Annotated in this window: 19 protein-coding genes; 10 read left to right on the top strand and 9 right to left on the bottom strand. The window is 33.1% G+C overall.

Features of this window, described 5'->3' with window-relative positions; genetic code table 11:
- Positions 1-5: 5 nt before the first annotated feature.
- The 5 genes from GQS07_RS11355 to GQS07_RS11335 are packed head-to-tail and all read left to right on the top strand — an operon-like array spanning position 6 to position 4,545.
- The gene (locus GQS07_RS11355) at positions 6-677 is read left to right on the top strand and encodes a YggS family pyridoxal phosphate-dependent enzyme (protein WP_158210911.1); all 672 of its coding nucleotides are present in this window, start codon (positions 6-8) and stop codon (positions 675-677) included.
- Between the two features lie 17 nt (positions 678-694).
- Positions 695-2,044, top strand: a complete 1,350-nt coding sequence (locus GQS07_RS11350; protein WP_158210910.1) for an exonuclease domain-containing protein — start codon at positions 695-697, stop codon at positions 2,042-2,044.
- Positions 2,045-2,056: 12 nt separating this feature from the next.
- On the top strand, positions 2,057-2,908 hold the full coding sequence (locus GQS07_RS11345; RefSeq protein ID WP_090409748.1) for an ion transporter: 852 nt from the start codon (positions 2,057-2,059) through the stop codon (positions 2,906-2,908).
- On the top strand, positions 2,892-3,809 hold the full coding sequence (gene miaA / locus GQS07_RS11340; protein WP_158210909.1) for a tRNA (adenosine(37)-N6)-dimethylallyltransferase MiaA: 918 nt from the start codon (positions 2,892-2,894) through the stop codon (positions 3,807-3,809). The genes GQS07_RS11345 and miaA overlap by 17 nt, the downstream gene beginning before the upstream one ends.
- A 1-nt stretch (position 3,810) precedes the next feature.
- On the top strand, positions 3,811-4,545 hold the full coding sequence (locus GQS07_RS11335) for an acyl-[acyl-carrier-protein] thioesterase (protein ID WP_158210908.1): 735 nt from the start codon (positions 3,811-3,813) through the stop codon (positions 4,543-4,545).
- 210 nt (positions 4,546-4,755) lie between these two features.
- Here the strand turns inward: GQS07_RS11335 and glyA are convergent, their stop codons facing one another.
- On the bottom strand, positions 4,756-6,030 hold the full coding sequence (gene glyA, locus GQS07_RS11330; protein ID WP_158210907.1) for a serine hydroxymethyltransferase: 1,275 nt from the start codon (positions 6,028-6,030) through the stop codon (positions 4,756-4,758).
- A 110-nt stretch (positions 6,031-6,140) separates the two neighbouring features.
- On the opposite strand from glyA, the gene fahA reads away from it, so the two are divergent.
- Positions 6,141-7,424 (top strand): fumarylacetoacetase, encoded by a 1,284-nt coding sequence (gene fahA, locus GQS07_RS11325; RefSeq protein WP_158210906.1) that lies wholly within the window; start codon positions 6,141-6,143, stop codon positions 7,422-7,424.
- Between the two features lie 56 nt (positions 7,425-7,480).
- Here the strand turns inward: fahA and GQS07_RS11320 are convergent, their stop codons facing one another.
- Both GQS07_RS11320 and GQS07_RS11315 read right to left on the bottom strand, forming a co-directional pair.
- Complete coding sequence (locus GQS07_RS11320) at positions 7,481-8,410, bottom strand: hypothetical protein (RefSeq protein WP_158210905.1); 930 nt, start codon at positions 8,408-8,410, stop codon at positions 7,481-7,483.
- Between the two features lie 109 nt (positions 8,411-8,519).
- Complete coding sequence (locus GQS07_RS11315) at positions 8,520-8,705, bottom strand: hypothetical protein (RefSeq protein ID WP_090408321.1); 186 nt, start codon at positions 8,703-8,705, stop codon at positions 8,520-8,522.
- Between the two features lie 190 nt (positions 8,706-8,895).
- Between GQS07_RS11315 and GQS07_RS11310 the strand changes: the two genes are divergently transcribed.
- On the top strand, positions 8,896-9,333 hold the full coding sequence (locus GQS07_RS11310) for a hypothetical protein (RefSeq protein ID WP_158210904.1): 438 nt from the start codon (positions 8,896-8,898) through the stop codon (positions 9,331-9,333).
- Between the two features lie 151 nt (positions 9,334-9,484).
- Complete coding sequence (locus tag GQS07_RS11305; RefSeq protein ID WP_158210903.1) at positions 9,485-10,027, top strand: hypothetical protein; 543 nt, start codon at positions 9,485-9,487, stop codon at positions 10,025-10,027.
- Positions 10,028-10,083: 56 nt separating this feature from the next.
- Here the strand turns inward: GQS07_RS11305 and ytxJ are convergent, their stop codons facing one another.
- Positions 10,084-10,422: a bacillithiol system redox-active protein YtxJ gene (gene ytxJ, locus GQS07_RS11300; RefSeq protein ID WP_158210902.1), complete on the bottom strand. Its 339-nt coding sequence runs from the start codon at positions 10,420-10,422 to the stop codon at positions 10,084-10,086.
- Between the two features lie 156 nt (positions 10,423-10,578).
- On the opposite strand from ytxJ, the gene clpB reads away from it, so the two are divergent.
- On the top strand, positions 10,579-13,170 hold the full coding sequence (gene clpB, locus GQS07_RS11295) for an ATP-dependent chaperone ClpB (protein ID WP_158210901.1): 2,592 nt from the start codon (positions 10,579-10,581) through the stop codon (positions 13,168-13,170).
- Between the two features lie 275 nt (positions 13,171-13,445).
- Here the strand turns inward: clpB and GQS07_RS11290 are convergent, their stop codons facing one another.
- The 4 genes from GQS07_RS11290 to GQS07_RS11275 form a co-directional block, all read right to left on the bottom strand.
- The gene (locus GQS07_RS11290) at positions 13,446-16,076 is read right to left on the bottom strand and encodes a hypothetical protein (RefSeq protein ID WP_158210900.1); all 2,631 of its coding nucleotides are present in this window, start codon (positions 16,074-16,076) and stop codon (positions 13,446-13,448) included.
- A gap of 71 nt (positions 16,077-16,147) precedes the next feature.
- Entirely contained in the window at positions 16,148-18,595 is a 2,448-nt protein-coding gene (locus GQS07_RS11285; RefSeq protein ID WP_158210899.1) for a hypothetical protein, read from the bottom strand.
- 18 nt (positions 18,596-18,613) lie between these two features.
- The gene (locus tag GQS07_RS11280; protein WP_158210898.1) at positions 18,614-20,056 is read right to left on the bottom strand and encodes a hypothetical protein; all 1,443 of its coding nucleotides are present in this window, start codon (positions 20,054-20,056) and stop codon (positions 18,614-18,616) included.
- A gap of 336 nt (positions 20,057-20,392) precedes the next feature.
- Entirely contained in the window at positions 20,393-20,584 is a 192-nt protein-coding gene (locus GQS07_RS11275) for a hypothetical protein (RefSeq protein ID WP_158210897.1), read from the bottom strand.
- Positions 20,585-20,891: 307 nt separating this feature from the next.
- Here GQS07_RS11275 and GQS07_RS11270 point away from each other — a divergent pair, with 307 nt between their 5' ends.
- Positions 20,892-21,110: a putative signal transducing protein gene (locus GQS07_RS11270; RefSeq protein ID WP_158210896.1), complete on the top strand. Its 219-nt coding sequence runs from the start codon at positions 20,892-20,894 to the stop codon at positions 21,108-21,110.
- Between the two features lie 367 nt (positions 21,111-21,477).
- Here GQS07_RS11270 and GQS07_RS11265 read toward each other — a convergent pair whose 3' ends face one another.
- On the bottom strand, positions 21,478-23,400 hold the full coding sequence (locus GQS07_RS11265; RefSeq protein WP_158210895.1) for an LTA synthase family protein: 1,923 nt from the start codon (positions 23,398-23,400) through the stop codon (positions 21,478-21,480).
- Between the last annotated feature and the right edge of the window lie 111 nt (positions 23,401-23,511).

Here is a 23,511-nt window from a genome sequence, read left to right as displayed (position 1 = left end):
AGATTATGTCTATTACACAGAATTTAAAACACGTTAAAGGGGCTTTACCTGCACACGTTACGCTTGTAGCTGTTTCTAAAACTAAACCTAATGAGGATATTTTAGAAGCTTATGAAGCAGGACAAAGAATTTTTGGTGAGAATAAGATTCAAGAGATGACGGAAAAGTATGAGGCTCTTCCAAAAGATATTGAGTGGCATATGATTGGCCACGTGCAACGTAATAAGGTGAAATATATGGCGCCTTTTGTTTCGTTGATTCACGGGGTTGATAGTTTTAAGTTGTTAAAAGAAATCAATAAACAAGCAAAGAGCAATAACCGCGTTATTAATTGTTTGCTACAAGTGTTTATTGCACAAGAAGAAACAAAGTTTGGACTTGACCAAAATGAATTAGACGATATCTTTTCAAGTGAAGAATTCGAAGCTCTTGAGAATGTGAAAATAGTGGGACTTATGGGTATGGCTACTTTTACTGATGATCAGGAAGAAGTGAAAAGAGAGTTTACTTCTTTGAAAGAAACTTTTGACCATTGTAAAATGTATTACAACGAGATGGATAACGTGGAGTTGCAAACAGTATCAATGGGAATGAGTAACGATTATCCTATTGCAATAGAATGTGGAAGTACGATGGTTAGAATTGGAAGTAACATTTTTGGAAGTCGTAATTATTAATAAATAGAGAGAATAAGTTGTACGCGATTTTAGATATAGAAACTACTGGTGGGCAGTTTAATGAAGAGGGAATCACAGAGATTGCAATCTACAAGTTTGATGGTAATCAAATTGTAGATCAGTTTATCAGTTTAGTAAATCCAGAGAAGGAAATTCAACCGTTTGTTGTGAAACTAACGGGAATCAACAACGCAATGCTGCGATTAGCACCTAAGTTTTATGAGGTGGCTAAGCGTATTATTGAGATAACAGAGAATTGTGTTATTGTAGCACATAATGCTGAGTTTGATTACCGTGTTATTCGCAATGAATTCAGGCGTTTAGGATATGATTATGCTCGCAATACTTTGTGTACAGTCGAATTGTCTCAGAAGCTTTTACCAGATATGCAGTCGTATAGTTTGGGAAAATTGGTGCGTTCTTTAGGTATTCCTATTGCTGATAGACATAGAGCAAGTGGTGATGCCTCTGCTACGGTTAAATTGTTTGAGTTATTATTATCTAAAGATCACGAAAAGACAATCTTAACTTCTATGATTAAGTCTGATATAAAAGTAGGCTTGAATCCGAAGTTCTTAGATATTGTAGATACATTGCCTTCAAATGTTGGTATTTACTATATACACGACAACTTAGGGAAGATTATTTATATCGGAAAAAGTAGGAATATTAAGAAGAAGGTGTTGCAACACTTTACAAGTAATTCTCCTACGTTTAAAAAGGTTCAGCAAGAAACATATACTGTTACTTTTGAAAAAACAGGAAATGAGTTGATTGCACTATTAAAAGAGGCTGAGGAAATTGCAGTAAATAAACCGAGGTATAATAAAGTGGCAAAGAAGAGTGTATTCCCCTACTCTTTGTACTTGAAATATAATCAAGCTGGTTTTGTTTATTTGGCAATTGAAAAAACAGATGGAAGAAAGAAAAACTTAATGGCTTTTACTTCTCCTAATGAAGCACGTAAGTTTATTACTAAGGTATTTAGTAAGGATGAAGTGCAACCATTTGTAGATTTTATTTATGAAAAAAAATCAAATAAAGTAACGGAAGAGAATTTCTCAGATACTTTAGAGATGACATTTGAAGAATATAATATGCAAGTTACCTCTTTGTTGAATACGTATAATATTGATGATCACAATCTATTGATAATTGACAAGGGAAGAAAAGTAGACGAGAAAAGTGCTGTTGCCTTAGCAATGGGTAAACTAAGTGGTTTTTGCTTTTTTAACTTGAATTATCAGGTAAATGATCCAGGACGTATTGCTGCGAACTTAACGCCCATTTCTTTTAATAGAAATAATCGCAATATCATTCTGAACTATTTGAATAAGAAAGTTGGTTATAAATTAATACACTATTAAAAACTATTATTAGTGAGACGGAGATTAAAAAACAAATGGGATATTTTAAAGCAGAAGATTTATATCATTATTTATGGTTCTAATACTTTTGCGGGTAAATTGTTTGACCTTGCACTTTTAGGAGTAATCCTATTGAGTGTTTTATTGGTAATGCTTGAGTCAATTGAGAGTTATGATTTAAAACACCATAAAGGACTTCTGATCTGTGAGTGGGTTATTACAGTTTTCTTCTCTTTAGAATATGCTCTTCGAATTTTATGTAATAAAAAGCCGTTAAGGTATATTTTTAGTTTCTATGGTATTGTGGATTTAATATCTATTCTACCGATGTATTTGTCGTTCTTTATACCTGGTTCACGTGTGCTTACAGTAGTAAGAGCACTGCGTTTACTTCGTTTATTTGGTATTCTAAACTTAGTACCTTATATCGGACAAGAATCACATTTAAAGTTGGCGATTAAAGCAAGTAGAACTAAGATTATTGTATTCGTTTACTTCATTTTGGTTGTTTCTATTTTATTAGGAGCCTTGATGTATGTAATTGAAGGAAAAGATAGTGGCTTTAGTAGTATTCCGCGTAGTATTTATTGGTGTATCGTTACGATGACAACGGTAGGATATGGAGATATTGCTCCACAAAGTACCTTAGGTCAGATGATTGCTTCTTTGATTATGATTATGGGTTACGGTATCATCGCCGTGCCAACAGGAATTGTAACAGCTGAGTTTTCAAATATTAAACGAAATAGATTAGATGCTAAGAAAAGAAGAAACTGTTCTTCTTGTACTACTACCATTTATGATGAGGATGCTAACTACTGTTATAACTGCGGTCAAAAATTAGGAGATGTTTACGGAAAATAAGAATTATTTAATTGTAGTTATAGGTCCTACTGCTATTGGAAAAACGGCTTTAGGAATTAAAATAGCTAATCATTTTAACTGTGATATCATCTCGTGTGATAGTCGCCAGTTTTATAAAGAAATGGCTATAGGAACTGCTGTTCCAACAGAAGATGAATTAAAGGCTGCAAAGCATCATTTTATACAAAATATTAGTATTGAAACTTCTTATTCTGTTGGGGATTTTGAGCGAGATGCTATTGTGAAGTTAAACGAATTGTTTAAGGAGAATCCCGTTCAAGTAATGGTGGGTGGTTCTGGTTTATTTGTGAATGCTGTTTTAAATGGTTTAGACGAGTTTCCAGATGTTGATCCGGCTATACGCGAGGGTTTAAACAAAGACTTAGCTGAAAAGGGATTAGTGTACTTACAAGAGATGTTGAAGGAGTTAGATCCTGTACACTATGAAAAAGTAGCTATTGATAATCCACAACGTGTTACACGTGCTTTAGAGATTTGTATTGGTACAGGACAACCTTATTCATCGTTTTTAAACAAGAAAGAGAATACGCGTAACTTCACTCCTATTGTTGTCGGATTGGAGGCAGATAGAGAAGAAATGTACAATAGAATCAATAAGCGTGTTGATATCATGATGGAGAAAGGTTTGCTGAAAGAAGCAGCTGAGATGTATCCACATAGAGCAATAAATGCGTTACAAACTGTGGGATACCGCGAATTATTTGCGTATTTCGACAAAGAGTACGATTTAGATTTCGCTATTGAAGAAATAAAAAAGAATACACGCCGTTTTGCTAAAAGACAGATAACTTGGTTTAAACGCACAGATGGAGTTGCCTGGTTTAATTACCTTACTCCTACTGAAAAGATTATTGATGCTATAAACCTAAAAATGAACTAATATGCCTATTTCTCCTACTTTTACATCTATTTATGAGCAACGCTTTATAGTTGATTATTTTGATTGCGATACTGAAGGAAACCTTAATATTGTTGATTTCTGTAAGTTAATACAGATTGCATCTGCTCAGCATTCAGTTTTAGGAGGAATTAGTTTTTGGGACTTACAAACCGTTAACCAAGCTTGGGTTGTAAACAAATTCAGGGTTGAGATAACAAGAGTTCCTAAATGGCAGGAAGAGATTAGAGTTGTTACGTGGATTGAGAAATTAGATGGTATTCGCTCTGTTAGAAATTTTGAAGTGTTCATTGGAGATGAGAAAGTAGCTGGGGCAAGTTCGCTTTGGGTAATTTTGAATACGGTTAGACGTCGTCCTGAAATGATGACACTACCACACGATCACTTTATCAAATACACAGATAAAAAGGGTATAGATGGAGAGTTTTTCAAATATGGAAAGCCTGAAGCCTTAGATAAGTTAGTTGATTCACAAGTGCAGTATTCTGATTTAGATATGGTAAATCACGTAACCAATATTAAATACTTAGAGTGGATTGTAGATGCCGTTAAAATGAATGATATCAATATTGACTCTATAAAAGTAGTTGATATGGTTTTTCAAAAGGAATTGCGCTTCAAAGAAGAGTATTCTGTATTCCAAGCAGAGGGTAATAGCAATCATTATATGATTAAAAACAAAGAAGATCAGATTAGTTTTCAATGCATCATTGAATAATTAATTTGATATTATAGTATAAAAGGGCTGTTTTGAGTTTTCAAAACAGCCCTTTTTTTTGTAGTGCTCTAAAGATTTACTTTAATCCTTATAGCAGTTTTATATCTTGTACAGTATTATAATTTATTACGTATGATACATAACTAAACAATATAAAAAAAGCTACTCAACGGATTGAGTAGCTTTTTCAAAATATAAATACTTAATTTATTACCATACAAACATTGGACGTTCTTCCATCATTTCATTTACTTGATCAGCAATTTCTTCGATGATAGCTTCGTCAGTGTGGTTCATAATTACTTTGTCGATTAAAGCAACGATAGTTTCCATATCCGCTTCAACTAAACCTCTTGTAGTAATAGCAGGCGTACCAATACGGATACCTGAAGTTACGAATGGAGATTTGTCATCAAAAGGAACCATATTTTTATTAACAGTAATTTCAGCTTTAACTAAAGCGTTTTCAGCATCTTTACCAGAAATATTTTTGTTTCTAAGGTCGATTAACATCATATGGTTATCTGTACCACCAGAGATGATATCATATCCTCTTTTTACGAAAGCCTCAGCCATAGCTTTAGCATTCTTTTGTACTTGTAAAGTATAGTTAAAGAACTCATCAGAAAGCGCTTCACCAAATGCAACCGCTTTAGCAGCGATGATGTGCATTAATGGTCCTCCTTGGTTTCCAGGGAAAACAGCACTGTCTAATAAAGAAGACATCATTCTAACCTCACCTTTAGGAGTTTTGATTCCAAATGGATTAGGGAAGTCTTTACCCATCATAATCATTCCTCCACGAGGTCCTCTCAACGTTTTGTGAGTAGTAGTCGTGATGATATGACAATGAGGAACAGGGTCATTCAATAAACCTTTAGCAATAAGTCCTGCAGGGTGAGAAATATCAGCCATTAAGATAGCACCAACGCTGTCAGCAATTTTTCTGAAACGTTCGAAATCCATATCTCTTGAATAAGCAGAAGCACCAGCAATGATTAACTTAGGTTGCTCTTTAGTAGCGATTTCTTGAATCTTGTCGTAGTTCAACATTCCTGTCTCTTGCTCAACACCGTAAAATACAGGGTTGTATAATTTTCCAGAGAAGTTTACAGGTGAACCGTGAGTTAAGTGTCCTCCGTGAGATAAGTCAAATCCTAAGATTTTATCACCAGGTTTAAGACACGCTGCAAATACCTCAGTGTTTGCTTGTGAACCAGAGTGTGGTTGTACGTTTACGTATTCTGCTCCAAATAAAGCTTTTGCTCTATCAATAGCAATTTGCTCAACAACGTCAACTACTTCACATCCTCCGTAGTAGCGTTTGTTAGGATATCCTTCCGCGTATTTATTTGTCAAACAAGAACCAGCTGCCTCCATAGTATCTTCACTTACGAAGTTCTCTGATGCAATTAATTCAATACCATGAACTTGTCTGTCTTGCTCTTCTAAAATTAGATCAAAAATTTCTGTGTCTCTTGCCATTTAGTTTGTGTGTTACGTTAAATTGCTTTCAAATGTACAAAAATCGTTTGTTAATTTCAGTCTTAATTATATATTTGATATATACTATTAATACAAATTAAAAAACGATTATGATAATTAGTGCAAATGATCCTAAAAGGAAAACGTGGCTTGAGGTAAGTAATGACTCTGATTTTCCAATCCAGAATATTCCTTTTGGAGTTTTTATTACCAAAGACGACGTGATTACAATAGGTACGCGTATTGGAAATTATGCGATTGATTTGAGTGCTTTACAAATGTTGGGGTATTTTAAAGGTATTGAATTAACCGATGACGTGTTTTTACAAGATACACTAAATGACTTCATCTCTAACGGAAAAAAGACTTGGCGCGAGGTTAGAAATCGCATCGCAGATATATTTGACAACAATAATGACGCTTTAAAGAATAATGCAAAGCACAGAGAGGCTGTTATTTTTGATATGAATGAGGTGGAAATGCAATTACCTGTTTATATAGGTGATTATACAGACTTCTATTCAAGTAAAGAGCACGCTACTAACGTTGGTATCATGTTTAGAGATCCAGAAAATGCTTTAATGCCAAACTGGTTACACATTCCTGTAGGATATCACGGTAGAAGTTCTACAATTGTTCCGTCTGGAGTAAATGTGAAAAGACCAGTAGGACAAACATTACCAAAAGGTGAAAAGACTCCTATTTTCGGTCCTTCACAACGTGTAGACTTTGAATTAGAAACTGCTTTTATTACTACAGACGCTAATTTATTAGGAGAGAATATTTTGGTTGATGATGCGGAAGAACACATCTTTGGTATGGTATTACTAAATGACTGGAGCGCACGTGACATTCAAACGTGGGAATACGTTCCATTAGGGCCGTTTTTAGCTAAGAACTTTGCATCTTCGATATCTCCTTGGATTATTTCAATTGATGCCTTAGAACCGTTTAGAGTGGCTAGTCCTGAACAGAACCCGCTACCTCTTCCCTATTTACAACAAACGGGAAATAAAACGTTTGACATCAACCTGGAGGTTTACTTAAAACCTGAGAACAGTACAGATAAACTGATTTGTACTTCAAACTTCAAATATCTTTATTGGACAATGAGTCAGCAACTGGCACACCATACTATCAACGGATGTAAGATTAACTCTGGTGATTTAATGGGGTCTGGTACTATTTCAGGAAAAGATCCTTCAAGCTTTGGTTCGATGTTAGAATTAGCTTGGGCAGGTTCAAAACCAATTGAAATGCCTGATGGTAGTACGCGTTCATTCATTCACGACTACGATACTGTAACAATGAAAGGATATTGTCAGAATGACGAAGTAAGAATAGGTTTTGGTGAAGTTAGCAGTATGTTATTGCCTGCTTCAGTTAAGATCTAATTAACTATAAAAAGAAAAACTCCTTATAAATTTACTTATAAGGAGTTTTTTTATGTTTAACAACCAACAGTTTCGTGTGCTGCTACTGGTTTTAATGTTACTTGATTTTGGTTTTGTTTAGACAAGTATAAGGTTGGTCTTGATACGTTGTAATGCGTTGCTGTATCTAAGATTAAGTCAACTACATTATCATTGTTTATATCTCCTCCAAACATAATCTTAGGAACTACACCTTCTTCAAAAAACTTTTGTGATAACAAGACAATCTCATTCTTCATTTCTGTGTCTTTTACCTCTAAACGAAGTGTATAGTCTTTCACATAAAATTTAGGCATCTCAAATCCGTTTACAATAGACTCTTGTATATCTTGTTCTGAAATACCACTTGATTTACGTGTTCCTGTTGCAAAAAGTGTATATTCTTTACCTTTATAAGTGAATTGTACTTTTTCTCCTGGGTAGATATAACTCGGTAAAGTAGCCGTTTCAATAGCTGAAGTAGTTAAGTCTATATTACTTTCTACAAAGGCTAAGAAAGGTTTCTCTTGACTTTGAGCCACCTCTACTCCTGTCATTTCTCCATCCTCATCTAAAACAGGGTCAAACACTTGGCTTACTTCAGGTTTTGCCTCCGTAATTTTATAAGCTTGATCCGTATCTTTATATAGTCCGTACCATTTGATTTCGTTTACCTCAGTCGGAACTTCATCACTGTGGAAGGTACCTGGAGTAATCATTTTTGTTTTGAAATCATAATGTTTAGGATATTCCTTCATATTTTCAAAACCACTTAAAACACTATAGTGTTCAAACCCATCTTCATCTTCACCTAAATTATTGAAAGTAATTTCTTCATTTGTATCAATAACTTCTTCCGTTGTTTGGGGAACTATAGTAACAGGTTGATCTTCTTGTTTGTTTTTACAACTATAAAAAGACAGCAAACCTGCCATTGTGATAGTTGAGTAAAGTAATCTTCTTTTCATGTAATTTTATTATGTTATAAAAGTGGCGTCAAAAGTAATTAAACAAAGGACATCTTATATTTTTTAACACAAAAAAGTTTTGACTAACAACTGCAACTAAATCAGATAGTTATATCTTGCAAGAGTCGTTTTTACATCCGAAGTTAAAGAAAGCTTGTAATAATAAGTACACAGCAGGGATTGCAAGCACCCAAAGTTGTGCATCTATCGCTTGAAAAATTAGTAAAACAGCAAGACCTAATCTCACCCATCTCATTGGAGTCCACTTCTTAAAATAACCTATTATCTTATTCATCTTCTATCATTTTAATAATGATACAAACATACATTTCTATTCTTTTAGTTAAAGTAACAATAGTTACACTGCCCTATTTAAAAGAGATAATACAGCAAATAACACCTTTGTGTAACAATTGTTACTGCCAAGGCATAAATACTACTCTATTTTCGCTTCAGATTTAATAACAAAAAATAATTTATTAGGTATGAAAAAAATAGTGTTAGCCTTCGCTTTAGTTTTATCAGCAAACGCAGCTACGTATGCAGCGCCAATGACAACTAACAATTCAGAGAGTGTTTTGTTTCAAGAAACAAAAGGGGAAAAGTTTGCTATTCTTGTTCAGTCAATAAAAAACTTACGTGCTTCTATCATGACTGCGTCAGAAATGAAACAAGCCAATCCTAAAGTTGACTTCGAAATTGTAATTATGGGGCAAATGGTACAAGAACTTCACAATAAAGAATTCCGCGCTGAATTTGATGCTGCTAATAAAGCAGGAATCAAATTAGTAGTGTGTGAGTTTGCTTTAAAGGTTTACGGTGTAGACATGAAAGACTTGCCTTCGTACTTTATAGGTACACCTAATGCTCATAAATACATGTTCCAATTAAACGAGAAAAATTACAATACATTGTCAATTTAACTTTGATTTAATAGCAGTACTTTCCATAACTGTGAACACATAAATTATGTAGTATAAAAAGAGATTTCTGATAAAGGAATCTCTTTTTTTATGCTTTGTGGTTAGTTTTTCGTAAATTAGAGATAACAAAAAATCTAAAAATCAGCTATTTATGAAAAAATTAATGATCACAGTTATGTGCTTATGCTCTACTTTAAGTATGGTGTATGCTAACAATACAAGTCTTTCAACAAGTATCGAATCTGTTAAGCCAATTAAAACGAAACAATTTAAAATCGCTTATACAGGTACTGACTTAGGAAGCGAAGCTAACCTTCAAAAGTTTGAAGAAGTGTATAAACAACTTATTAAGTTCGTTGAACTTGAAAGAGAAGCAAACAGTTTTAAGAGCGTAACTTTTGCTACGCAGATTGATAGTAAAAACAAAGAGATTCTCGTTTCTGATATAAAGTTCCACGATGACAACTCTTTTGCTGTCGGACTACTTAGAATATTTGAGGTGAGTAATACGGGGGAAAAAGAAATAGATATTGATGGTATTGCTATTGAAGGAACAGTTGCTAAAGAAGCTGAAGATATGAAACAAGCAGAAGTATTAGCTACTGCTGTAGTAGAAACTATCCAATCAAGTGAATATAGTCCCAATGCAAAGATTGTATCATCTATCGACTTGAATTACCAAAAAATAGAATAATATTAAATAAAAGAGGCCAGATATTATTCTGGCCTCTTTTACTATTGTAATAGCGATTATAAACGCAACAATAATTTCTCTGTATCCTTTCCATCTATACTCTCATGAGAAGTGTGGAATACAGCTTTTCCTTTAGAGATAATCAAAAGCTGTGGTGATTCATGGTGAATCTGAAACTTATCAGCAATCTCCATTGACACCAAGCGATTAGCTACTACATCTACCATATAGCAAGGCGCTTCTGTTGGATTAGTAAAACTACTTTCAAAGTTTTTTAAAGCAAATTTACTAATATAGCATCTGTTGCTACTTTTAAAAATAACTACAGCCTTCTCTTCAGACTGTTTGATTAGGTCCTCTATTTGTGTACTTTCTGTAAGTTGAATCCAGTTCATAAGACAAAATGTTATCTGTTTTAGTATAATAAGGGCTAAATTATGACTTTTTGACATCAATAACCACTCCAAATAAGAAAATTATTGACAAAAAGTCGCAACAACTACTTTGGAACATAAATTGACTATCACTAAACAACCAAAAATATTACACAAATGAACTTAAATAATTTTACAATAAAATCACAAGAGGCTCTACAACGTGCGCAAGTTATCGTACAGGGTTTAGGGCAACAGCAAATTGAGAATGAACACATTTTCAAAGCTATCATGGAAGTGGATGAAAACGTAACACCTTTCATCTTAAAAAAATTAAACATAAACGTTGATACTTTTAAATCAGTTTTAGATGCTACTATCCAAAACTTTCCAAAAGTATCAGGTGCAGATATAGGTTTGTCTCGTGAAGCAGGTACTGCTCTTACAGAAGCACAAGCCATTGCTACAAAGATGAAAGATGAGTTTGTTTCAATCGAACACTTAATCTTAGCCATCTTTAAATCGAGAAGTCGTGTTGCTCAAATCTTAAAAGATCAAGGAGTAACAGAAAAACAATTAGAAGCGGCAATTAACGAAATCAGAAATGGAGCAAGAGTTACCTCTGCTTCTGCTGAAGAGACTTACAACTCTTTAAATAAGTATGCGAATAATTTAACACAGTTGGCTAACGAAGGGAAATTAGACCCTGTAATTGGTCGTGATGAAGAAATTAGACGTGTATTGCAAATTTTGAGTCGCCGTACTAAAAACAACCCAATGTTAATTGGTGAGCCAGGTGTTGGTAAAACTGCTATTGCAGAAGGATTAGCACACCGTATTGTACAACAAGACGTGCCAGACAACTTAAAAGATAAACAGATCTTCTCATTAGATATGGGGGCTTTGATTGCTGGTGCTAAGTATAAAGGTGAATTTGAAGAGCGTTTAAAAGCGGTAGTTAAAGAAGTTACTTCAGCAGAAGGAAACATAATCTTGTTTATTGATGAGATTCACACTCTTGTAGGTGCTGGTGGTGGTGACGGAGCTATGGATGCTGCAAACATCTTAAAACCTGCTTTAGCAAGAGGAGAACTTCGTTCGATTGGAGCAACAACTTTAGACGAGTATCAAAAGTATTTTGAAAAAGACAAAGCATTAGAACGTCGTTTCCAAAAAGTAATTGTAGACGAACCAGATACAGAGAGCGCTATCTCTATCTTACGTGGTATTAAAGAGAAATATGAAGCTCACCACAAAGTGCGTATCAAAGACGAAGCGATTATTGCAGCAGTAAACTTGTCTGAGCGATATATTACTAACCGTTTCTTACCAGACAAAGCTATTGACTTAATGGATGAGGCAGCAGCTAAGTTGAGAATGGAGATTAACTCTAAACCAGAGGAATTAGATGCTCTTGACCGTAAGATTATGCAGTTGGAAATTGAGATTGAAGCAATTAAAAGAGAAAATGATGAAGATAAATTAAAATCATTAGGACTTGAAGTTGCCAACTTAAAAGAAGAAAGAAATGATATTTTCACTAAATGGCAATCTGAAAAAGAGGTTGTTGATCAAGTGCAAACTATCAAACAAGAAATAGAGACTTACAAGTTAGAAGCTGAAAAAGCTGAACGTGAAGGTGATTACGGAAAAGTTGCTGAATTGCGCTATGGTAAGATCAAAGACGCACAAGAGAAACTTGATGCTGCTCAAAAACAAGTAGAAGCTAATCAAAGTGGACACTCGCTTATTAAAGAGGAAGTTACAAGTGATCATATTGCTGAAGTTGTTGCTAAATGGACTGGTGTTCCTGTAACAAAAATGTTGCAAAGTGAAAGAGAGAAATTACTTCACTTAGAAACTGAGTTACACAAACGCGTTGTAGGACAAGAAGAAGCAATTGAAGCGATTAGTGATGCTGTACGTAGAAGTCGCGCTGGACTACAAGATCCTAAAAAACCAATTGGTTCGTTCCTATTCTTAGGTACTACTGGGGTTGGTAAAACGGAGTTGGCAAAAGCTTTAGCAGTGTACTTATTTGACGATGAAAATGCAATGACTCGTATTGATATGAGTGAGTATGGTGAGCGTCATAGCGTAAGTAGATTAGTTGGAGCGCCTCCAGGATACGTAGGATATGATGAAGGAGGACAATTAACAGAGGCTGTTCGTAGAAAACCGTATTCTGTAGTCTTATTAGATGAGATTGAAAAAGCGCACCCAGATACGTTTAATATCTTATTACAAGTATTAGATGAAGGACGTTTAACAGATAATAAAGGCCGTTTAGCAGACTTTAAAAACACCATTATCATTATGACTTCTAATATGGGTAGTCATATTATACAAGAGAAATTTGAGAATATCTCTAATATAGAACAAGCTTCAGAAGAAGCAAAAGAAGGTGTTTTAAACGAGTTGAAACAAACTGTACGCCCAGAGTTCTTAAACCGTATTGATGAGGTAGTAATGTTTACTCCATTGAGTAAAGATAACATCTTGTCTATTGTAGATATACAATTACAGGGAGTGTTTAAAATGTTACAACAACAAAACATTCATATGGAAGCTACAGCTGAGGCTAAAGAGTTCTTAGCAAGTAAAGGTTTTGAACCAGAGTTTGGAGCTCGTCCTGTAAAACGTGTTGTACAACGCGAAGTATTAAACCGCTTGTCTAAAGAGATATTAGCTGGTAAAGTAAAAGCAGATAGTATGATTTTATTAGATGCTTTCAACAACGAGTTAGTATTCAGAAACCAAGAGGTTTAAAAATATAAAAGAGTAGTTAGTTATAATTTGATTAGTCGGAGTCGCCTTAGGGTGGCTCCGATTTTTTTATGTCTATACCTCCCTCCTGCTATTAGCTAAAAAGCATTTCTATTAGTTGTGTTTACAACCTATAGCAAACAAATTATAAACATATGTAAGAAGCTTAGTCGATATAGGCTACATAGTTTTTCAGTGATTACAATAGTGTAATTAATAGCAAAAAAATAACCCCTCAAGGATATCCTTAAGGGGTTTTGTTATACTTAGTTTAAGTTTTATTGATTCGTTGGTTTAGCTTTATTTTCCTGATTAGCCTGTGCATAATCAATAGCCCAATATACCATATTTAAGAAATGGTATGAGTTATGAGTTGAAATACGAGAGTTATTTGACATACCATAGTAAGCATTTATAGCAGGAAGGTCCAAAACTTTTTGTTCTTGTGTCCTTGTTGTTTGTAAAGGGTTGTTCATCGAAGCTCTATTCCAATTTGTATTATTTGATGACCCCATAAAAGGAGATTCATTAAACAATAATATAATTCCCATTGTATTATGAATTAAACCTGTAACTGCATTAGAATCATTAGTACGACTGTATAAGGCACTGAACCCCTTAGGAATACTTGTTTTTGATAGTGAAAAACTATAGTTTCCATTATTTCTATCTAAGCCACCAAACTTTGTATTTAATATATTTTCATTAGCTTTAGTGTATTTTGAGAAGAAACGATTATCATATAAAGTTTCATGTTTTTTACTAATATTATTTTTTGATTGAATTACCCATCCATCTTGATGATCTAATTGAGATATAGAAGACAAGTAAGGAGTTATTGTAACAAAATTCTCAAGATAGCTTTCCATTCCTTTATAAAAATTAATTTGGGAAGGTGTTGCCGAGTTATAACGTTCAGTATAAATTAAAACTAAATTGCTTTTTACATTTTCATTATAAATATCTTTTAATCTATCAGCATTTTTAGATTGTTGTCCACTTATAAAAACTATATCGGAATTTGGCAAAAACTTCATCATATCAGCATTAGTACGATTATTAATTGAAGTTGTATATGTCCCTGCTTGATCTAACATATTAAGACCGGCAACTCTGACTACTCCATTCCATCCAAATAAGTCAGTATTTCTTAACATCATATTTGCATAAGTACTATTTGTAGAACTTGTTAAATTTGTATTAACAGTATATTTTCCATATCCCATAATATTCATTGGACGATAAACGAAGTCCACATTAAATTTAGTTTCTTCTTTTCTACCACCTGGATGAGTAGTAGTAAGCGTAAATAAACCGTCTTTATTTGGTAAGTCTGTTAGAGAGGTACCTTTCGCTACTAATGTCATCTTTCTATTTTGTCCTGCAGTAAGATTCTGACTACCTTCAAAATAAATACCATTCACCGTGTTCGTTTTCATAGTAGTTGTACCACCTGTCGGAACATCTAAACTAACAATCACTTCAAATCTATTATTTCCACTTGTTGCCATAACAGTACGTGGAGTAATATATGGTGTATTGTTATATAAGAAATTACTTTTTAATTCAATTCCTTTAATTGTTTTATTAATTATAACTGGCATAATAGGTTTACAACCTCCAGTTTCAGTAACATCACTTGCCCAAGCAGTCATTGTTACATTTCCAGCAGTAGCAGGTGTTCTTTTGTTAGAAGCAACTTTAAGGTCTACCTCTTGTATATTACTTGTTTTATTTCGGTCAAATTTAAACTCTGTTACATCTGATTGAAATTGAACAGAAATATTACTTGAATTATCAACCATCGAAAAAGTACCTGTACCAGGAGCTTTAACATCAACCTTTACCGTCATAGTTGCATTCGGTGTTAGCGCTTCTCCAAGTGCCGCTTCTTCAGAGTACTTCGTGTTTCCACAATCAACTAAGCTAATTTCTGCTTGTGGTGTGTTATAAGTACCCTCAGCAGCTTTAGTAGGCTTTCCACTTGCATATTGTGGGTTAGCATAGACTTCAAAATTAGAATTACCAACTTTATTAGGTCTTCCTTTTGCCTCTAATTTAACTGTTTGTTGTGTTGTACTTGTAAATTCACCTTCACCTTCAAACCATACTCCATTTACAGTGTTTGTTTTAATTACATAATGTCCGCCTCTTGTTACGTTAACAGTAAGATTAAGGTATTCTTTATCAGAAACATCTAATCCCAAAAAGTATTTACCGATTGTGTTAACAGCGGTAATTGTATAGATAGGTAACTGTGTATCCACAAAAATATTTTTCACACAGTCGCTCACAACTCCGTTTAGTTGGAATTTTATTTCATCACCCTTTGCTCCAGCAGCGTATCCATTTGTTGGTTTACCCTCTGCTTTTAAGAAAATTGTATAAACTCCAGGAGCTGGAAATTTTCCTTGGTGAGAAAAGCTATAACCATTTTTAGAATCTGCATAAATTGAGTAAGTACCTGATGTTGCAGCCGTAACTTTAATTAAGATACCATTGGTTTGATTTAAAACAACATCTTTATAATACCCTCCAATAATTTTAATATCATCACATTGAACAGGTAGAATAGAAAACTCAGCAGGTAAATCATCCCCACATAAGCTCATCCACATATCTAACGAAAGGTTGTAGTATTCAATACAATCTGTTGTTGTATTAAAAATAGCTAATCCGTTATTTGTATTCTTATCAATTTTAATAGCATTTCTCTCCGCTGTTGACATACGAGGTAATAAAAAACCTTTGTCAGCACTGCTAAGATCTAAAATAGCGAAGTTGCTTGGCGCTTTTGTACCAGTTACTTCATTTGTTATTCTTGCCCCACGTTGCGCTTGCACTGAAAAAACAGAACAAAGCATAAACAATGCAAGTAAGAATATATGTTTAAAGTTTCTTTTTTCCATTTTAATTATTATAAAAACAGATTGAAGAATTTGCTGTTCTTCAATCTGTTGTAATTATCTAATTAATTTATTTATTGATCTTGTCTATACTCAATTGCCCAAGCCATTAAGTTAGCAAATAGGTATGAGTTATTTGCTGTGAAACCATCGTGAAAAATACTCCACCAAATATTCTTAAAAGCATATCTTGGTAAAGCTCTACCATCTGCCAATGCTCTAAAAGGCGCGTTATCACCACTATCAGACATCCATGAACCATTTCCTATAAATGCAAAACCAGTATATAGAGAATGTGCAGCCCAAATATTATCAGGATTAGCACTACTTCTTGCAATTGTTGAATATTCACCACTTGGTAAGTTACGCCAATAGAGATTATTATTATTATTTGTTCCAATAGCTTTACCCTCTAAATTTATGAACTTTCCATTCACAACTGTAGATAAACTAGCCATAGGTATATCTTGTTTATAAGAATTATTAGTGCTTGTAGAATAAGGTCTTGTATTAGTTAAACTTTCTATCATTGCACTGACTCTTGCTCCTTGATCATCTGTTGAGTAGATTACGACACCTTTGTCATCTTTAATGTATTTTACTAATTTATTAATGGCACTATCACCAAGACGTGCTCCTCCTACAACTAATACAAGGTCAATATTTTGGTTTTCTAAATAAGTAGCCAATGCTTCTGCTTCTCTGTCTGTAGTCAATGAAATTTTTCCGTAATGTTGTAGCTTAATTTCTTTTACTTTTACTTCCCCTCTTGGTGAAAAATAATCTCTGTTATTTAAAATTCTTTGACTCGCAGAGTTATACTTTGTAGGACCATAGTAAGTCGCTCCAATAACTAAAATATTAAAGTCACGTATTTTTTCTTTAACACTTAATGTTATATAACAATCTAAAGGACCTCCTAATTCATCAGAATGCATTCTTAGCTTAACATTATTTTGTACTTTTTTTGGAGTACCTGTTATGTTAAGTTTTATTTTTTGTTTACCTTTTTTAACATTTCCTTCAAATAAAGCTGATAAACCAATAGCTTTATTTTCAGCAGTTATTTTAATATTTCCTGCTACTTGAACATCGATTTCAACTTCAGCAAAATGTTTATCAGTTGTTGGTGTGTCTATTGTAAAAGTAGCACTTGACGTCTTAACTGAAGAACAAAGTATTTTAGCATCAACTGGTGGGGCACTTAATTTTAAATCATATGAATTATAATATGAACCATCAGCTTCCAAAGTTAAAACAGATTGGTTAGGTAGTGTTTTATCCTCTGTAACGTTTCTATAACGGATTTTATACTTATTTCCTTGTGAATTAAAAGTATAACTACTTTTTTCAGCTTCAAACTTGAAACCTCCTCTTGTTACTGAAATGGTTCTATTATTATAAGGTGGCGCTAAAACTTCAACTTCTAAAATCAGGTAAGAATCTGCTGGAATTGTTTGTCCTTGAACAAAAGCTCCATGTTGTGTAGTTTTACTCCAGTCAACCCTAATCTTAAATTGCTCAAAAGTAGTTTTAACATTGAAATTATGCGTATTCGCAGTTGTTCCATTTGAGTTTGTCACTAATTCAAAGGTAGTATCTGGTATGTTACTTGATGATTTTGGTGTACCTTCTGCTAAAAGCTTAACAGTCTGGGCTCCTGTTTTTGTAAATACACCCGAACCACTATAAGAAAGTCCAGCTTGAGTTGCTTTTGTTTTTATAGTATAAGCACCAACAGTCTTTACATTTACATTTACATTTATAAAGTTCGTTTTTTGATCAACAGGCGTATTCCAATAGTATTTCCCCTCACCAGTTCCTATTCCTGTAGAAGTAATATCAAAGTCAATACCACCTCTTTCAACTTCAATTGTAAAGCTTGAACAAGCTACTTGAACTTTACCATTAATTGAGAATTTAACAGCATCTTTAACCCCTCCTTTAATTGGCACTCCAACTCCAGTAAGCGGAATTCTAACAGAACCTTTAGAGTTGAAGGTACCTGATCCAGAAAAATAATATCCATTATCAGTTACAGCTGTAATATCATAATGTCCAACTTCTCCAACAGTTAAGTTCACATATAAAATGTCACTTGGCGTTAAGTACTCACCTTGCATTAGTTTATTTGACCCATTTCTACCATTAACTAATAGTAAACTGTTACAATTACTTGCGTCAACGTTTACTATAGAAGGAGGTAATGTACCACATAAACTCATCCATCTATCATTTGCTGTACTCCAATAGTTAATACAGTCCGTATCTGTATTATAAATAGTTAAACCATTTCCAGCAATTTTATCTGCCATTGGTATTTCATTACGCTGTACATTAGTCATTCGCGGCATTAAGAATCCTTTCGAAGTACTTTCCAGCTCAAGAATAGAGTTTTCTACTGCAGTCAATGAGCTACCAGCAATGCTTTCATCCTGTATTTTTGTACTTTGGGCACTCATAGAAAGTGTTCCCAAGAACAAAGTAAAGAAGAAATATATTATATAGTTGATATGTTTCATAGTAAATTTTCTTTTTTATTATTTAGACAGATTAGCTTTTACTAAATCTTCAATTACTTGAAGTCTATTTTTTAGCTCTTCATTTTCTTTTTGCAAGGCGTTAATATCTTTTGCTTGCTCAATTGTATGCAAGTATAACTCCTCTGTTTTTTCTAATAACTGAATAGAAAGTTCAGACATATTAAAAGCATACCCGTTTTCAGTTGTTGTTAATTCACTAATTGGAGTAATACCAGGTAAATGTTTATTTGTTTTAATGAAATTATCTACAGCATCTAAACTTTTAAAGTTGTAATCATACTTAAGAGCTGATGTACCATTAAAATAAGCATCAAACACATAATCGGCATAGTAACTATTTACAGCAGAAACACTTCCGTTTACACGTAGCTTTTCATTTGCTAAACCAGTAGTTTTGTCATTGTACCCGATACCTACCCAACCTTCTGTATAGATGTCATTTCCTTGCACAGCATTTACACCATTTGCACCACCTCCTACTTTATGCCAAGCAGTTCTAATTAGAGAACTTAAAGTAATCTCAGTTTCATTACTTTCTTCATCAGTATAAATAAGTAAATCTTTACTTTGGTCAAATTCTAATTTCGTAAGCGTTTCTGTTTGCTCTAAAATTTGTTTTAGAAATAAAACATTTTCTTTTTGTTCTTCATCTCTATAAATAAGAGCGGGACCTTGACCATTATAATCTAAGGCTAATTGTAACTCTGTTAGAGTTTCTGAACTTGCCATTACAGATTTTAAAGTAAACACCTTCTCAACCCCCAACTCATTTGTATAAATAAATGAATCTGTTGATGTTGTTCCTATATATCTATAACCTGTGGGTACTTTATCCTCAGGAAGTATTTCGTCTTCACTTGCTGCAGGAAGGAAAATTATTTTATCACCATCAACAGGCGCTTCAGTAGATTCAGGATCTTCATCTTGTGGAATAATTTTATGTAACTCGTGAATGAACTTTTTCTCAACAGTAAATCTTGTCAACGTTTCATTGAATTTTCCAACTTCAGTTTCTCCATTTTTAAGGTTGAACCCTGCTGTTGTTTCATCTTCTACATTAGCCTGAAATAAATCCAGTATTAATTGATTTTCAGAAATAGTTGTTTTTAACTCATTGTTTCCAACAAGTTTATTCCATTCAAAAACAGGTCCGTTATCGTCTTTTCTTGTAGTACCCCAGTAATAAAAACCTTTTGTAAATTCATCATTTTCAGCCGTGTTGAAAATAATAAGTCCCTCTTTAGGATTTTCTCCAGCAATAACAGATTTATCTGTTAAACCTTTTAAAGCCACATTAGGAATCAAAAGACCTTTATTGTTATTCGTCTCATTTCCTATATGCAATATTGCAGACTCGTGTGGTAAATCATTCCCTACTCCTATTTGGGCAAAAGATATCCCGCTTAAAAGTAATGTACTTAGTAAAATTTTATTTCTCATAGCATTTGATTATGTTAAAACTTTATAATTAACTCTGCTACAAATTTACAATTTTTATAATTAATTACATTATCAATAATTAATTTAGTTAATTTACAAGTAAAAGATTGTTAATTTAGATAAAATCATCAATACTGTGTTTTTAAAATAGTGTTTTACTATAAATATGCTGTTTTAGATTAAATATATTCATTGAAGTAATTGCGTTAATTAGTGTGAAATAGTAAATATTGAGTGTTTTATTTTCTTAAAAAGCAATAAATGAGAATATTAACGGATTTAAAATATAGGTTTAAACTATGCGTATTTTTTGGTCCAAAAAAAAGAGCTTGCTGTTTATACAGCAAGCTCTTTTACAATATTGTGCCACAAGGTGGGCAGATTTGTAATTCGTTCCCATTTTTCTACTCCTATGGTTCTGACCATAGTAACAGCTTCTTGAATTCTCTTTTTAGAAGCACTCTTACTCACAATTAATTGAGATACTTCTCCCAATTGACGATACGCCTTAGTTTCTTCTATTTTCATAACGCATTGAATTTGTTCAAAATCTTTTTTAAGATACTAATTTTTTACCAGACTATAAAAAATTACACTACAGGCTTTTCTAATATTTTTCATTTAATTGCTTTATAATGTAGCTAAAGCATCACTTTTACTATAATTAAAAAAACAGTTTACCGTCTCTTTTGAGTAATTTATTTTATTTTAAAAATGGAAACACGAGAAATTTAGAATAAGAGAGTAGATTAAAATCAAACAGAACACTTTATATACAATATTATTTCTTTTTAAAAACAAATAGTTATAATTTAGAGGTATAAATAAGTGTGTTATGAGTCATAAAAAACTATTTGCAGGAAGTGAGATCATGGTTCTTGCAGTAAAAGACGTATTAGAAGAAAACAATATTAGATATATTGTTAGAGATGATATTGATTCTGCCATTACAGCAGGTTTTGGATCTGCAGATAAGGCAGTTCACGTTTTTGTTGAAGAAGAAGATTTGGCAAGAGCAAAAGAACTATTGAAAAATAATGACCTTGAAGAGTAATCTTTAATCGTTTTAAAAATTGAAAGCCTTTATACCTCGTATAAAGGCTTTTTTTGTTCTGTCTTCTTTAGTTTCACACAACGTTTAAAGGGATCAAAAAGGAAACTAATACCACATATAGTCGAGTTTTGTTCGGAAAACACCCCCTTTTTCCGAACATCTTCCGAGTATGTCTCGAACTTCTCTCGAACAAGGTGCCTATTAATATACACCATATTAAGAACTGAGCCTCTTGTTGTTCTACCTGATTAATTAGATGAAATAGACTTTATAAATGATATTACTGATAAAAGAGAGACGTGAATTAACAAATAAAAAAGGCCCTTGAATGTTTTATTTCAAGGGCCTACTCTATTTATAAGCGACTTTAGTCTAACTTTTTATCTATAATGCGATCAAAGTAATCTTGAATGAAAGCTTTGCATTTCATCTCAATAGCTTCCATTTCTTTGTTTTTATTTTTGATTAAATTCTTTTCTAATCCTTTGTCGGTAATAGCATAGAATCCAGTTACTTCCTTACCATTAAATCTACAGATATAATTACCTTCTTGGTATGTGTATTCATTAGCTCCATAATTAACAGTAAATGGTTTTGTAATCGTATCATTGATTAAACTACGTCCCCAACTTCTAAATGGCTTGTCATAACCAATTAAATCTAATACAGTAGGGTAAATATCAATCTGCTGTGCTAAACGTTTATCTACGCCCTTTAAATTGCCTTTAGGACTATAAAACAAAATAGGAACTGCGGTGCGATTTACAAGTTTTCTATATTCGTCATAATCAATTTGATTTGTATGGTCTGCTGTTATAATAAATATAGTGTTTTCAAACCAAGGTTCTTTACTGCTCTCTTCAAAGAAGCGCTTGAATGCATAATCAGTATAACCTACTGTTTTGTGTATTTGCTGATTCCCAACAGGAAACTTACCTTCATATTCTTTAGGAATATTAAAAGGTTCGTGTGAAGAAACAGTAAACAAAGTGGCAAAGAATGGTCCTTTTTTATCATTCAATGTTTTTCTCATATATTGAAAAAACGGCTCATCCCAAATACCCCATGTACCATCAAAGTCAGCATCATTGCTGTATTCTGTTTTTCCGTAATAATGATCATATCCTAAGATATTACCAAATCCTAAGAATCCCATTGACCCATTTGGAGCACCGTGAAAGAAAGATGTATCATACCCTTTCGATTTTAAAGTAGATACCAATGACTCAATCTTTTGTTTTGGAAATGGAGATGATGTAAATGCATCTTTAAACGATGGAATACCTGCAACTACAGAAGAAACTCCGTGAATAGATTTATACCCGTTAGCAAATGCATTTGGAAAAATCAAACTCTGTTGAGATAAAGAATCTATAAATGGTGTGTAACTTTTAAAGTTCGGAATATTCATATCTTCATTAAAAGCACCAATGTATTCTCTGGCATAACTTTCTGTGATAAACAATACGATATTTGGCGTTGAAGGCTCATTAGTATTGTATTGCTTAACAGCACTAACATTTTGAGCTAAAGTTTGCTCATCCATATAATCAACCTTCTTAAAACTCGTTTTACCAATAGTACGCAAAATAGCAAAAGGTGTATTTAAAACGATATCGGCGTGTTCCGGTTTAGATACATTTCTATTTGCGTCAATGATGTTTAAAGGACGGGTTGTTTTCTTTAAATCGCCACGTACACCAGCTACAAATCCCACTCCAACTACCACTGTTATTAAAGCAGTAGATAACCAATAAGGTTTTTTAGCTTCTACTTTTAACGGTGTTGTAAACTTAACTTTTTTGTACAGGTAAACCCAAGAAGCACAAAGTAAAACACATAGAACGAAAACGTGCCAATAGTTTACTAAGAAATTGAAAAATAATTGACCCTTATTAGATTCGTGTTCTAAACTGTCAAACACTGCAATAGTCGTTCTTGCATAGATAAATCTGTAGTAAATAAAGTCGATAAAATTGGTAGAATATGCGATTAAATTAGGGATAATATAAGCATAGAAAACTGCTTTTTGGTAACCTTTTTTAGTGTTGATAAACAACGGTAAAATAGACAATATGATGAATAAACTATTAACATAAAAAATAGCCATTCTGTCAAAAGTTAAACCGTGGTAAGCTAAGGTTAAAAATTGACCAATAGAATCTACATTTAATAAATCTGTATTGTAAACATAGAATAAAGTTCGCGCAATGAAATAGAAGAAAAAAGCCAACAACAATCGGTAGCCCATCACTAACATTTCATTTAATCTGAATCGATTAGATAACATATAACAAGTGTATTTTGAAATATTTTAGTAAAACCACAAATTTAATTAAATCTTTAGATTATTATCTTTTTTAACTCATTATAGTTTATATAGTTTTTTTTTTATACTTTG

The organism is Myroides phaeus (assembly GCF_009799805.1).
Taxonomy (GTDB): domain Bacteria; phylum Bacteroidota; class Bacteroidia; order Flavobacteriales; family Flavobacteriaceae; genus Flavobacterium; species Flavobacterium phaeum_A.
Note: the sequence above shows the minus strand (reverse complement) of the source record. Positions and strands in the feature narration are given on the sequence as shown.